A 13952-nucleotide genomic window follows, 5' to 3' on the forward strand; every position below is an offset into this window, starting at 1 on the left:
GGAACTCTTATGTTAGAGTGCATTGCTTTGCCGAATAATAATCGATAGAATGTCCTTACTCAACAGGATCTCCTTGATAGTACTCGGTGGGGCGGTGTTTGGAGCGATCCTCACAGGCTTAGTTCTTTACTTTGTTCTCGTAATTGCCGGCGTGAACCCTGCCGAGGCGCTGAGAAAAACCTTAATATACAGCACCTTCATAGGTATATCTTTTCTTATACCCGTTTATATGATCAGGATACTGATAGACAAGTTCATCATCCGGAAAGTAAAGCACATGACCGAAGTAATTAACAGAATAACTGAAGGAGAAATAGATGCAAAGGTAGATATACATTCGGATGATGAGGTGGGTAGAATGGCTGAAGCCTTCGAGCGTATGAGAAAGAGCCTAAAGTTGCTGATGTCTAAGGTGGACGAGAAATGAAGAAGAACAGTCTTATAACAAAGATAATGTTAATTGTCTTCCTTGGCTCCCTGATAGGAGCGACCTTCGTAGGTTTTATGTTCTATCTTGCCCTTGTTCAAAGCGGTGTGGACGATTCTAAAGCTCTGAAATACGCCATAGCCTCCGCCATATTTATGGAACTGTCCTGGATAGTAGGTCCCATACTTGGCATAAAGGTACTAATAGAGAGGCTGATTCTGTCGAAGATAGAGCACATAACCGAACTTATGGAGAAGGTAAGCACTGGTGAGGTCGATGCAAGTCTGGATATTAAAGGGAACGATGAGATAGCACAGCTTGCCGATGCCTTCGAAAGGATGAGACTCAGTATAAAAGCTCTGTATGAGATGATCTGATGGACAGTGAGAGGGAAATAATAGAGTTTTTAGAAAAGGAAAGGAGGCTTGCCAAGGCAGCCGCTATAGTCCTGTTCGATAGAAGCAACTTCATGAGGTTGGAAAGTTACGATATGTCTAAAGCGGAGCTGGACGGCATGATAAACGTTTTCTGCAGAGTAGCCTCTGAGCTTAAAGAACTTGAAGGGGAAAGCTCTTCACCGGAGGGCTTCTTTGCTGGTACAGCTGGTAAGAACCTCATATACCTGTCCTCCATAACCTCCGATATATGTCTTCTTGGAGTATTTCAGAAAGATACCAACTTCCTAAAGGTTTACCAGTCTATGGGTGTGCTTACTGAAGTACTAAAAAACAGATCCGATGAGCTCAGGGACATTTTGAAAAGGAAAAAGGAAGAGTTCATAAAGGAGAGAGAAAAGGAGAGCTTACCTAAAACTCAGCTAAAATACTTAGCCCCCCACCAGGTAGACGCCATACTCGAAGAGCTGAAAAAGGAGATAGGACCAGCTTACTCCATAATCTTTAAGGCGACTGTGAAGGAGATGGCTATAGACCCGAAACATATAACTAAGGAGGAAGCCTACGAACTCATCCATAGGCTCGCCGATAGAATAGGTTCCTTCGAAAGGAAACAGAAGTTTCTTAAGGTGGCTCTCAGTGTGGTCGAAACAGGAGGCTTTAGTTCCTGACCACGCTTATAAGCTCGCTCGACGTTGTTATACCCCTCTTCACCTTCTCTATCCCGTCCTCGAGCATTGTCTTAAATCCTCTTTCCCTTGCCCGCTTCCTGATGTCGTTGGAGTCCTGCGTCCTCGTTATGAGAGCCTTTATATCGTCGTCCAGCTCCAGGACCTCAAAGACACCCACCCTACCCCTGTAACCGGTTCCAAGGCACATATCACATCCCTTGCCCCTGTAAAAGGGTCCGTCGTATCCTTCCAGTCCAAGCTCTTTAAGTTCTTCTTCGTTGGGACTGTAAGCTTCCTTACAGTGTTCGCATATTCTCCTAACAAGCCTCTGGGCTATCACCCCTTCTAAGGAGCTTCCTATCAGGAAGGGTTCTATTCCCATGTCCGCAAGTCGTGTGACAGCTGAGGGAGCATCGTTGGTGTGTAGTGTGGATAGGACGAGGTGTCCTGTGAGAGCAGCATGAACGGCTATGTCCGCCGTTTCGGCATCCCTTATCTCTCCGACCATTATTATGTCTGGGTCCTGTCTCAGGACAGAGCGAAGCCCGCTGGCGAAGGTAAGTCCTACTTTGGGATTTACCTGTATCTGGCTTATGCCCTTTATCTGGTACTCGACGGGATCCTCTATAGTGATTATGTTCTTCTTTGGATCCTTCACGTAGAGGAGCATCGCGTAGAGAGTGGTTGACTTTCCCGCACCCGTCGGACCCGTCACGAGAACTATACCGTAAGGCTTCTTTGCCAGCTTCTCTACCTTCCTCCTATCCTCTTCGGATAGCCCAAGCTGTTCGAGGGTGAGTAGAGATCCAGTTTTATCGAGGAGCCTCATAACAACCCTCTCGCCAAAGACCGTGGGAACGACCGAGACCCTTATGTCGAGATCCTTGTTTCCTATCTTCACTCGGATGCGTCCGTCCTGAGGAATCCTCTTCTCAGCAACGTTGAGGTTGGACATCACCTTTATCCTCGATACGACGTTCTGGTATGTTGAGGTAGGAACCTTGAGTATATCGTGGAGCACTCCGTCCATCCTGAGTCGAACGATTGCTTCGTCCTCGTAGGGTTCAAAGTGTATGTCGGAGGCGCCAACTGTGGAGGCTTTTATCAGGACCTGGTTTACGAGACTAACCGCCGGGCTCTCATCTTGAGCCTGAAGCAGGTCAAGACCCTCCTTACTCTCCTCCTCTTCACCTTCTACGTGTATATCTTCAGCCGAGAGCTTTTCCTGAAGCTCTTTGGCAAACTCCTCCTCTGGAAGGACAACGAGCTCTATGTCCTTACCCGTTCTGAACCTTATCTCTTCTATCTTTTCCTCCTGAAAGTTTTCTGGAACGAGAAGCTTCAACCTACCGTTGCTCTCCTCGAGAGGTATAAGCCTGTACTCCTTAAGTATGTTCATACTTTAAATTTAACCCGACGTATCCATTTTATCCTTACAAAAAATTAAGTATTAGCAAATACTTACATACAAAGACTGGTGTAGAGAGAATCTGAGTTATTGACAAGTTAGTCACATAAGTCTATACTGACTTATATCAGATGATCTTAATCATGGTGAGGAGGTGAGATATGAGCCTCACAAGAAGGGACTTTGTAAAGGCAGGAGGATTATCCCTTGCACTTCTGTCCTCTCCATCCTTTTCCCTGAGAGTCTTCGAACCAGTAGTTAAGGTGGACAATCCCATACTCCACTATCCCAACAGAGATTGGGAGACTATGTACAGGGACATATTCAGGTCGGAGGACACATTTGTGTTCCTCTGCGCTCCCAACGACACCCACAACTGCCTGCTCAGGGCGCATGTCAAGAACGGAGTCGTAACGAGGATAGAACCTACCTACAGGTTCGGAGAAGCTACTGACCTGTACGGATTGAAGGCGAGTCACAGGTGGGACCCCCGATGTTGCAACAAGGGGCTTTCCCTCATGAGGAGGTTTTACGGGGATAGAAGAGTAAAGGGACCCATGGTTCGGAAAGGTTTTTACCAGTGGTACAAGGACGGCTTCCCCAGAGATCCGGAAACAGGCAAACCGCCCGAAAAGTACTTCCAGAGGGGTAAGGACAAGTTCATAAAGGTAACTTGGGACGAGGTAGCTGACATCATAGCAAAGACGATGATAAATATCGCCAAGACTTACTCAGGTCCGGAAGGAAGAAGGAGGCTCGAGAAACAGGGACACTACAAGAAGGAGATGCTTGACGCTATGAAGGGAGCGGGAACCCAGACGATGAAGTTCAGGGGATCGATGCCCTTCCTCGCGGTGGTACGTTACACCTCTCCATACAGGATGGCGAACCTCATGGGTCTTCTCGACCACCTCATAAGGGGAGTCCCTCCTGAGAAGGCTCTCGGTGGAAGGGGATGGGACAACTACTCCTTCCACACGGACCTTGCTCCCGGACACCCGATGGTAACGGGACAACAGAACACCGACTTCGACCTCTGCATGTGGGAGTACTCTAAGCTGATAATCCTCTGGGGTATGAACCCCTTCACAACTAAAATGCCTGACTGCCACTGGCTAACAGAGGCAAGGATTAAAGGATCCAAGGTAATAGTCATATCCAACGACTACTCACCCACCTCCAGAGCTGCCGACGAACTTATAGTTGTAAGAACAGGAACAGATACAGCCCTTGCCCTCTCAATAGCCTACGTGATCATGAAGGAAAAACTTTATCAGGAGAAGTACGTCAAAGCCTGGACCGATATGCCCCTCCTTGTGAGGATGGACAACGGAAAGGTTCTAAGGGCGAGGGACATAATCAGAAATTACAAACCCAAGCCCCTTAAGAAGGCGGAGGTCTTCAGGAAGGGAGACAGGCTGCCCCCATTCTTCAAGCAGGAGAAGCAGTACATACCCGACAAGATCAGAGAGGAAGATATGAACGACTTCGTCGTCTGGGACACCAAAACCAACTCCCCCAAGGTGATAACCCGCGACGATGTGGGAGACGATTTCTGGAAGCTCGGTATAGATCCTGCCCTGACGGGAGAGTTCACCGTAAGGACCGTTGAGGGTAAGAGGGTCAAGGTCAAACCACTCTTCCAAGTCTATTTAGAGTTCTTTGAGGAGAACTACACCCCAGAACTTGCAGAGAAGATCACGGGAGTTCCTGCGGAGAAGATAAGGAGATTGGCGAGGGAGATAGCCGCCCATCCGAGGAACGTCAAGCTCGCTCAGGGAATGGGTGTTAACCAGTACTTCCACGGGGATCTCAAGGACAGAGCCATGTACCTTATAGTCGCTCTGACAGACAACATCGGACACGCAACGGGTAACATCGGATCCTACGCAGGTAACTTCAGGCTCGCCCTCTTCAACGGGGTCGGTCAGTACTTCTTGGAAGATCCCTTCAACATAGAGCTCGATCCCAACAAGCCTGCCAAGGTCAGGAGGTACTGGAAGGGAGAGTCCGCCCACTACTACTCCCACGACGATCACCCTCAGATGATGGGCGAGCATATACTCACGGGTAAGACCCACATGCCCACGCCCACCAAGTTCTGTTGGTTCGTCGACGCCAACTCCATCCTCGGAAACGCCAAGTGGAAGTACAACATCATAATGAACACCCTTCCTAAGATAGAATGCATAATCACCAACGAATGGTGGTGGTCTTTAACCTGTGAGTACTCGGACATAGTCTTAGGGGTCGATTCCTGGAACGAGAACAAGTACTGGGACATAGCGGGTTCGGTTACCAATCCCTTCATATACGTCTGGCCAAAGACGGGACACAGGAGGCTCTACGACACGAGGAACGATGCCGAAGTTTTCGCCCTTGTAGGCAAGAGGCTGGCAGAGCTTACAGGAGATAGGAGGTTCGCCGATTACTGGAAGTTCGCCTTAGAGGGAAGGCAGGAGGTCTATGTCCAGAGGGTAATAAACGCCTCCTCCAACCTCAGAGGGTACAAGCTCGAGGACATAGCTAAGAAGGCTCAGGAAGGTATTCCCTCCCTGATAATGACAAGGAGTTATCCCAAGTACGTGGGTATGGACCAACTGCAGGAGAACATGCCCTGGTATACCAAGAGCGGAAGGTTAGAGTTCTACAGGGAAGAGCCCGAATTCATAGATGCGGGAGAGAACCTGCCCGTTTACAGGGAGCCTGTGGATGCGACGGACTACGAACCGAACGTTATAGTCGTCAAAAAGCCCCATCCGCTCCTGAGACCTAAAAAGCCGGAGGACTACGGAGTAAGCTCTAAGGAGGCACTTGTAAACACCGAGTGGAGGCAGGCGAGGAACGTGATCGTCTCTCCCGTCAAGCTACCTAAGACAAAGCATCCCCTTAAGGCAACAATAGGTGCCTCCCATATAGTCCACACGCCAAAGTACAGGCACGCAGCTCACACCACTACGGGAGACACCGACATAACGACCCTCCTCTTCGGACCCTTTGGGGACGTTTACAGGCACGACAAGAGGAAGCCCTTCGTCTCCGAGGCTTACATAGACATAAACCCCGAAGATCTTAAGAAGATGGGCATTGAAGACGGGGATTACGTCTGGGTTGATCCCGATCCACAGGACAGACCCTTCGCAGGCTGGGAGAAGAGAAAGGAAGACTACGAGGTAGCGAGGCTGCTCTTGAGGGCGAGAGCTTCCAACAACACACCTCCCGGAGTCGCCAAGATATGGTTCAACATGTACGGCTCCTCCCACGGATCAGTCCTCGGAACTAAGGTTAACAAGAACGGACTTGCCAAGAACCCTTACACAGGCTACCAGTCCATGTACAGGAGAGGCTCCCACCAGAGCGTAACGAGGAGCTGGCACAAGGCTACCCTCCAGACGGATACACTCGTCAGGAAGAACCTCGCAGGTCAGGTTATCGGAAAAGGCTTCGCGCCAGACGTTCACTGCCTCATAGGTGCTCCGAGGGAAGCCTTTGCGAAGATAGAGAAGGCAGAGCCCGGCGGGCTAAACGGAAAGGGAGTCTGGAGACCTGTAAAGTTAGGGTTCAGACCTCATAAGCCCAACAAGGCTTTCAGGAAGTATCTGAAGGCTCAGTTTGTGAAGTTTGCATAAAGGAGGTCTTTAGCCATGGCGAAGGCATACAACTGGCAACTTAAGAGAGAAGTTAACTACCCTTACGAGCACAAGAGACCCAAGAGGCAGTTCGCGGTGGTTATGGATCTCAACAAATGTATAGCCTGTCAGACCTGCACCGTGGCCTGTAAGACCACGTGGACGCCCGGAAGAGGTCAGGAGTATCAGCTCTGGAACAACGTAGAGACAAAACCCAACGGCTTCTATCCCTTGGGATGGGACGTGAAGCTCATGGAAATCCTCGGAGACAATCAGAGGTGGGAAGGGGAGGTTTACAAGGGATCTACGGTGCTTGACGGAACGGACACCGAGGTCGTTAAGGGATGGCTACCCGACGACTTGGACTGGACCAATCCGAACATAGGAGAGGACGAGGTAAACGAACCCGTTGATATAGGAACGGTTCTTGAAAACTTCCCCCACCCCGTCTGGATGTTCTACCTTCCGAGGATATGTAACCACTGCACCTATCCCGCCTGCGTTGCTGCTTGTCCGAGGCAGGCTATCTACAAGAGACAGGAGGACGGGATAGTTTTGATAGATCCCGAAAGGTGCGAGGGCTATCAGGAGTGCGTGAAAGCCTGTCCTTACAAAAAGTCCATGTTTAACTACGTTGCGAGGATATCCCAGAAGTGCATAGGTTGCTTCCCGAGAGTTGAGCAGGGACTCCAGCCCCAGTGCGTGATAACCTGCATCGGGAAGATAAGGCTCATGGGCTTCCTCAACCCTCCTGAAAAAGCCAAACGCTCCAACCCCATAGACTTTCTCGTTCATATCAAGAAGGTCGCCCTGCCTCTCTATCCGCAGACGGGACTTGAACCCAACGTTTACTACATACCTCCGATAAACGTTCCCACCAACTTCCTCAAGCAGATGTTCGGTCCGGGAGCCGAGAGGGCGGTAAAGACCTACATGGAGATGAGGGAAGGTAAAGAGCCAGAGCTTCAGGCACTCCTGCACCTCTTCGGATCCACCGACAGGATAGTCCACTCTTTTGCGGTAGGAAAGAACGAGGTGATAGGCTACAACGAAGAGGGTGAGGAGATAGTTAGGGTTCCCCTCGTTGAGCCTCTCCAGATCAGACCCCACAAGGACGAGAGGCTCGGCGTTGTCAGGCAGGACATACCTTAAGGAGGTAAGCCATGAGGGGCGTTCTGTTAGGACTTTTGATCAGCTTGGCGGTGGTCTTTTCCCAGGAGCTCGTTTCTAAGAAGGTCAGAGGGGATATACCCACCGACCCATTCGCAGGTGTGTGGAAGAAAGCGAAGGCCGTGAAGGTTTCTCTGACCGGTCAGGCGGTTACCAAACCCATGGTTGTGAGCTCTCCCATAAATGAGGTAACGGTCAAGAGCGTAAACAACGGAAAGGAGATAGCCTTCCTGCTCGTGTGGAAGGATAAGACTGAAGACAGGTTCCACCTCATAAACAAGTTCTCCGATGCGGTTGCGGTTCAGATCCCCTACTCTCCGTCTTCCGAAGTTCCCGTAACTATGGGGGACAAACGCCACAGGGTTCTTATCTTGCACTGGACCGCCTTCCGTCAAGAGAACATAGAGAACGGATACGCGGACGTTTCCAAGATACACCCCAACTACGCTTACGACTGGTATCCCCACGCCAAGCCACCCTACAAATATCCCGAAGACTGGGGCAACCAGTACGCCCTCGCCTACATAGGCGGTGAGAAGGTTTACAGAAAGAACACCTTCAAGACACCCGTCAGAGAGGTGGTAGCGGAGGGCTACGGGTCCTCCACTTGGAAGGACGTTCAGACCGCACAAGGAAAGGGCGTGTATAAGAACGGAAAGTGGTACGTGGTGATAAAGAGGAAGTTTCAGGTGGAGAACTCAAGCAATCCCAATTGGGGACCTGGTAAGACGACCTACGTAACCTTTGCAGTGTGGGACGGAAGCTCAGGAGACAGAGGAGCGAGGAAGGTCCTCAGCTATCAGTGGATAAAGTTAAGGATAGAGAGGTGAGGAGTATGCTCTTAGAGAAGGCTTTCCTTTCCCGCTTCCTCGCCCTCTCCTTTTCTTATCCTTCTCAGGAGAGCTTAGAAGAGTTGGAGGGCGCGTTGGGAGATCTTGAGAAGGTGTTGAAAGCTCTAAATATAGAGTTCCCTCTTGATAGACTCAGGGAGGCTATCCTATACGCGAAGGCAAATCCTATGGATCTTCAGGGAGAGTTTACGTCCCTCTTTGAAACTGAGATGAAGGCTCCCGCGAGGGAAACCTCCTACGAACTGGACAAGATGGCAAGGAGATCCATGGAGATGGCGGATCTGATCGGTTTTTACAGAGCCTTCGGCGTTGAACTATCTTCTCCCGTAGAACCGGATAGCCTTGTGGCGGAGCTTGAGTTCTTATCCTTCCTATACCAGAAGGAGCTCCTCTTATCTCAGAGGGGAGACAACGAGGGCGTGGAGATAACCCGTGAGGGCAGAATAAAGTTTTTAAAGGATCACCTCGGAAGGTGGTACGACATCTTTGTTGAGAAGGTCATGGAAAACACCGAGGAGGGGTTCTATAAACTTTCCGCCGAACTTTTAAAGAGCTTCCTGGATAGGGAGACGGAAAACATAGAGGGAATTCAGAGACTGAAGATATACAACAAGGAGACCCTTGAGGGATCGAGCTGGAAGTGCGGTTTTATGTAAAATTAACTCCCGATGAGGAAGGTTATAGTCCTCCTCTCGGGGGGTATGGACTCTGCCACGCTCCTATGGCTCGCCAAGAGGGAGTTTGATAAGGTATGGGCTATCTCCTTTGACTACGGGCAGAGGCACAGGGTAGAGCTAAGGTACGCCAAGGAGCTCGCCTCTATCGCCAAAGTGGAGGAGCACATAGTAGTTGAAGTGCCGATATACCGGAATGTAAAGGGGAGTGCTCTTATAGACGAGTCCGTTGAGGTTCCGTCCGGTGATTATCCTGAGAACGAACCTCCCGTAACCACGGTTCCCATGAGGAATTTAAACTTCTTGGCAATAGCCTCCGCCTTCGCCGACGCTTACGAGATAGACCATATAGGCATAGGTGTCCATGCCTTAGACACTCCCTACCCCGACTGTAGACCGGAATTTATAACCTCCGCCGAAGCGGCGATAAACGCAGGTTCTATTTTGACGGCAAAGAAGAAACTGAGGATCCACGTCTGGGCTCCCTTCCTCGGAATGACCAAGAGGGACATAGCCCTGCTCGGCAAAGAGCTCGAAGTTCCCTATGAGAAGACTTACTCCTGCTACCGGGGAACGGAGCCTCCCTGCGGTGAGTGCCCGACTTGCATCCAGAGGGAGGAAGCTCTAAAAGGTATACTTTCTTAGGGAGACGTGCTTTTTCTTGTCGGAAGGTCTCTGAGGCTCACGAAAAGCGCGTATACACCCAAGAGAAAAAACATACCTAAGAGGCCGTCAACGAAGTATATCTCTAAGAACTTCATAAGCCTCTCCAGAGGAGCGCTATCACCTTTTAAGAACCTGAACAGAACGTACCCCCAACCGATGAATGAACCCATTAAAAGGATAAGCGCCGTATTCCTTATCCTCCTTACCATCATCTTCCTTTCCTCAACCTTACTCTCTCCGAGCTTCTTTACAGATAAGTAAATTGGCAGGTAGAAAACCACTACACCTACTAAACCGCTCAACAGGAACCGCTTTATCGCTTCTATCTTAAATACTTCTTCCTCTCTCAACAGAAACCACATAAAGGGAGGAAATACGACTAAGAAAGAAGAAGTTATGAGTCCGTACCACGGATTTGAATACCGCTTCTCAGTTAATATCTCTCCCGCGGTCTTTGAGCGGGGAGTTATGGGCTCTCTGAAGACCTCATCGGGGGAAATTTCCTCGGTAGGAGCTCTCTTTGCTTTAATCGGGAAGACTTCAACGCCGAAATCGCTTCCTTCCACGAGTAAAAAGAGTTCGTATCCCCCCTCCCAGTCCTCGTAAGCGGGAAAACTCTCCCCGAGTTCAAATTTGAAAGGAACTTCGAGGACGTTCCCCAAGAGGTAGGGCACGCTCTCTATCTCCTGCGACCAGAGGAGAATTTCCCCTATTCTGAGCTCCCTATTGGAAGCTAAGTAGGACTTTTGAAGAATTAACCTCACCTTCAGGCTCTCCCTCTTAATCTCCTTTCCCCTGAACCTCCCCACCCCAGTGAGAATACCTCTCGGAGAGAGGTCAATCTCTGATATACGGAGTTCCTTAGATACGTTTTTTTCTCTCACGAACTTAAAAGCGGCATAGAGTATGAAACCCAAACCGATGAGAGAAAAGAGTAGAAATAGAACCGTCGGAGGGTTTTCAAAGAAGACCGAAGGTATGTTTTCCCTTTCCATGTAAAAGAAGGGGGCGGACAGCAGGAGGGAAAACAAACCTATGGCTAAAGCTACATCAGGGCTGATTCCGTATCTTCTGCTGAGATAATCACCCTCCCGCCTTTTCAGAGCTTTCCTGTGCCGAAAAGCCACGTAGCTTAAGTATAGAGCACTACCTCCTAATGCTACAAGGTAAAGTATTAGCAGCGCTTTATCCATGTCCACCACCTTTTTAACTTATACTAAATAGGAGAATGCGGGCTACTCTATACATTGCTGATTCTCGTTCTATGAATGAGCTAACGGATTCAAGCGTTGACCTCGTCGTAACCTCGCCCCCCTACTGGCATATAAAAGATTACGGTGTTGAAAATCAGATAGGATACGGACAGAGTCTGCACGAATACCTGAGAGACCTTTACAGAGTTTTTAAGGAATGTTTCAGAGTTCTAAAGCCGGGCTCAAGAATGTGTGTAAATATAGGCGACCAGTTTACGAGAGCGATTGTTTATGGAAAGTATAAGGTGATTCCTTTGCATGCTGAGGTAATTTCCATGTGCGAACATATCGGCTTTGATTATATGGGGGCTATAATCTGGCAGAAGAAAACCACCATGAACACAACGGGCGGAGCGGTAATAATGGGGAGCTTTCCCTACCCACCCAACGGGATAGTGGAGATAGATTATGAGTTCATTCTCATCTTTAGGAAAGAAGGAAAAAGGAAGGTTGCAAAAGAGATAAAGGAGAAATCCAAACTATCAAAGGAAGAGTGGAAGGAGTACTTCTCAGGGCACTGGAACTTTGGAGGCGCCAAGCAGATAAACCATGAAGCGGTTTTTCCAGAGGAACTACCTAAGAGACTTATAAAGATGTTTTCCTTCTATGGCGATACAGTTCTTGATCCCTTTGCAGGTAGCGGAACCACACTGAAGGTAGCCATTGAACTCGGAAGGAAGGCAGTTGGATACGAGATAAACCCGGAGTTCGTGGAGATTATAAAAAGAAAGGTAGGCTCTTTAAACTTGACAGTTATAAAGCGTGATAATCCTGTAGAGCTTGAAGATGTTGACTACACTCCAATGGTGAAAGATGCAAAGCCTATTTTGGATGAGAAGAAACTAAAACTCAATGGAGAAAGGCTTTATAAGGTTGTGGATATTCTTTCCGAGAAAGAGATTTTGCTGGATACAGGATTGAGGGTAGAGTTGCTGGGTATAAGCGTGTCTTTAGATAAGAAAGAAGAAGCAATAAACTACCTTAACAGGTATATTAAAGGTAAACAGGTGTTCTTGAAATTTGATCCAGAATATAAACCTGAGACTAAGGACAAGGTTAGCGCATACGTGTATCTGAAGAACAAAATATTTGTAAACAGGAAGATGCTTCAAATGGGTTTAGCGAGAGTCGATTCCAAAAAAAACTTTTCTTATAAGAAGAAATTCTTGGAGGTTGCAGATGCCTAAGGAATGGATACTTAATATAGCGACTAATCGGTGGCAGTTTAATAGACCTAAATATGTAGGTAGAGTTTCTGAAGAGATACGTAAATGCCAGCCTAGGAATTTAGAGGATTGGAGAAAGTACTATATAGGCAAGGTGGAACCCCAGAAATTCTTGGAAATAAAAAAGAAAAAGCATATAAAAACTTTGAGTAAGGAGGATTATTTGGAATGGATAGGGAAGGAACTTTGTAAAAAGATACATGAAGTTATGAAAAAAGAGATTGAGGAAATAAGTGAGGAAGACTGTAAGCGTTATATAAAAGAACTTGTTTTTGATAGAACCTACCAGGGGTACAGGACAGAAATAGATACTATATATGGCATACTTGAAAAGATACTTAAAGTTAAAATAGAGCCTGCTCCTGATGAGTGGGATAGGAAATACAACGTAGATTTTTATATAAAAGCAAAGAAGGGAATTATTGGTATTCAAGTTAAACCTATTACATATAATCAAATTCCAGAAGTTCACAAATGGTATGAATGGTTAAAAAATAGCCATAAGAAGTTTGAAAGTGAAATAGGAGGAAAGGTTTTCGTAGTATTTTCCATAAAGAAGGATGGAAAGAAAGTTATATACAATCAGGAAGTTGTTGAGGAGATAAAAAGAGCATTAGACGAACTTGGAGGAGCCTTATAATGGCTGACCTCTCCATCACCCTTTTCGGAATAACCTTCAAAAACCCTGTATGGGTCGCGAGCGGAACCTTTGGCTACGGACTGGAGGCGAGGGAGATTTACGACGTTTCTAAGTTGGGCGCAGTAGTGACGAAAGGAATATCCCTAAAACCACGCCTCGGAAACGGGCCTCCGAGGATAGTTGAGACACCCTGCGGTATGCTCAACTCCATAGGTCTTCAGAACCCGGGAGTGGAGAAGTTTTTGAAAGAGTTGTACCCCGAAATTGAGAAGATAGATACCCACTTCATAGCCAACGTATTCGGAGAGACCGAAGAGGAGTATGTGGAGGTCTGCTTGGCTTTGGAGAGTGCCCCGAGGATAGTTGCCTACGAGCTTAACGTCTCCTGTCCCAACGTCAAGAAGGGAGGTATCGTGTTCGGACACGACCCCATCATTTTGGGGAATCTGGTCGAAAGCATAAAGAAGCGTATAAAGAAACCTCTCCTCGTAAAGCTCTCGCCCAACGTTACGGACGTCACAGAATTTGCAAGGGTCTGCGTAGACTCCGGAGCGGACGGGCTCGTTTTAATAAACACGCTTCTGGGAATGAGGATAAACATACACAAGGAGAGGCCGGAGTTATCTACTAAAACCGGAGGGCTCTCAGGACCCGCCATACTACCCGTAGCGGTTCGTATGATATGGCAGACCTTCGAAAAGTACGGCTCTGCCGTTCCCATAATAGGAGTTGGAGGGATAACCACCCACGAAGATGCCTTGGAACATGTTTACGCCGGTGCTTCGGCGGTTCAAGTCGGAACTGCTAACTTCTATGACCCCCTTTCCCCTCTGAAGATTATCGAGGGAATTGAAAACTTTATGAAGGGGAAAGGCGTAAAAAACTTCAAAGAATTAATTGGTAGAGCCCACAGGCTTGATATAAAAACTTAATAGTAAAATA

At 48.1% G+C, this 13952-nt stretch carries 13 protein-coding genes; 11 read left to right on the forward strand and 2 right to left on the reverse strand.

All coding sequences use genetic code 11. The features are described from left to right. Positions 1–49 precede the first annotated feature (49 nt). The 3 genes from ACZ483_RS01405 to ACZ483_RS01415 are packed head-to-tail and all read left to right on the forward strand — an operon-like array spanning position 50 to position 1493. A complete protein-coding gene (locus ACZ483_RS01405) occupies positions 50–427 on the forward strand; it encodes a HAMP domain-containing protein (protein WP_464324386.1) in 378 nt (125 codons plus the stop codon). After that, positions 424–804, forward strand: coding sequence for a HAMP domain-containing protein (locus ACZ483_RS01410; RefSeq protein ID WP_464324387.1), 381 nt, complete (start codon positions 424–426; stop codon positions 802–804). Before ACZ483_RS01405 ends, ACZ483_RS01410 begins: the two co-directional genes overlap by 4 nt. After that, positions 804–1493: a DUF8082 domain-containing protein gene (locus ACZ483_RS01415; RefSeq protein WP_464324388.1), complete on the forward strand. Its 690-nt coding sequence runs from the start codon at positions 804–806 to the stop codon at positions 1491–1493. Before ACZ483_RS01410 ends, ACZ483_RS01415 begins: the two co-directional genes overlap by 1 nt. Here the strand turns inward: ACZ483_RS01415 and ACZ483_RS01420 are convergent. Next, complete coding sequence (locus ACZ483_RS01420) at positions 1483–2892, reverse strand: GspE/PulE family protein (RefSeq protein WP_464324389.1); 1410 nt, start codon at positions 2890–2892, stop codon at positions 1483–1485. The genes ACZ483_RS01415 and ACZ483_RS01420 overlap by 11 nt on opposite strands. Positions 2893–3062: 170 nt before the next feature. Between ACZ483_RS01420 and narG the strand changes: the two genes are divergently transcribed. From narG to queC, 5 genes are read left to right on the forward strand one after another with little or no spacing between them, the layout of a single operon-like run. After that, positions 3063–6530 carry a dissimilatory nitrate reductase subunit NarH gene (gene narG, locus ACZ483_RS01425; RefSeq protein ID WP_464324390.1) on the forward strand — a complete coding sequence of 1156 codons (3468 nt, stop codon included), beginning with the start codon at positions 3063–3065 and terminating at the stop codon, positions 6528–6530. A 15-nt stretch (positions 6531–6545) separates the two neighbouring features. Continuing rightward, positions 6546–7682, forward strand: a complete 1137-nt coding sequence (gene narH, locus ACZ483_RS01430) for a dissimilatory nitrate reductase subunit NarG (protein WP_464324391.1) — start codon at positions 6546–6548, stop codon at positions 7680–7682. A gap of 11 nt (positions 7683–7693) precedes the next feature. After that, on the forward strand, positions 7694–8530 hold the full coding sequence (locus ACZ483_RS01435) for an ethylbenzene dehydrogenase-related protein (RefSeq protein WP_464324392.1): 837 nt from the start codon (positions 7694–7696) through the stop codon (positions 8528–8530). Further along, positions 8503–9207 carry a TorD/DmsD family molecular chaperone gene (locus ACZ483_RS01440; RefSeq protein WP_464324393.1) on the forward strand — a complete coding sequence of 235 codons (705 nt, stop codon included), beginning with the start codon at positions 8503–8505 and terminating at the stop codon, positions 9205–9207. Before ACZ483_RS01435 ends, ACZ483_RS01440 begins: the two co-directional genes overlap by 28 nt. A 12-nt stretch (positions 9208–9219) precedes the next feature. Next, positions 9220–9870 carry a 7-cyano-7-deazaguanine synthase QueC gene (gene queC, locus ACZ483_RS01445; RefSeq protein WP_464324394.1) on the forward strand — a complete coding sequence of 217 codons (651 nt, stop codon included), beginning with the start codon at positions 9220–9222 and terminating at the stop codon, positions 9868–9870. Here queC and ACZ483_RS01450 read toward each other — a convergent pair. Beyond that, positions 9867–11084: a hypothetical protein gene (locus ACZ483_RS01450; protein WP_464324395.1), complete on the reverse strand. Its 1218-nt coding sequence runs from the start codon at positions 11082–11084 to the stop codon at positions 9867–9869. The genes queC and ACZ483_RS01450 overlap by 4 nt on opposite strands. Positions 11085–11155: 71 nt before the next feature. Between ACZ483_RS01450 and ACZ483_RS01455 the strand changes: the two genes are divergently transcribed. The 3 genes from ACZ483_RS01455 to ACZ483_RS01465 are packed head-to-tail and all read left to right on the forward strand — an operon-like array spanning position 11156 to position 13942. Next, on the forward strand, positions 11156–12331 hold the full coding sequence (locus ACZ483_RS01455; protein WP_464324396.1) for a DNA methyltransferase: 1176 nt from the start codon (positions 11156–11158) through the stop codon (positions 12329–12331). Beyond that, the gene (locus ACZ483_RS01460; RefSeq protein ID WP_464324397.1) at positions 12324–13010 is read left to right on the forward strand and encodes an MjaI family restriction endonuclease; all 687 of its coding nucleotides are present in this window, start codon (positions 12324–12326) and stop codon (positions 13008–13010) included. The genes ACZ483_RS01455 and ACZ483_RS01460 overlap by 8 nt, the downstream gene beginning before the upstream one ends. Continuing rightward, positions 13010–13942, forward strand: a complete 933-nt coding sequence (locus ACZ483_RS01465; RefSeq protein WP_464324398.1) for a dihydroorotate dehydrogenase — start codon at positions 13010–13012, stop codon at positions 13940–13942. Before ACZ483_RS01460 ends, ACZ483_RS01465 begins: the two co-directional genes overlap by 1 nt. Positions 13943–13952 lie beyond the last annotated feature (10 nt).

This window comes from Hydrogenivirga okinawensis, assembly GCF_055385515.1.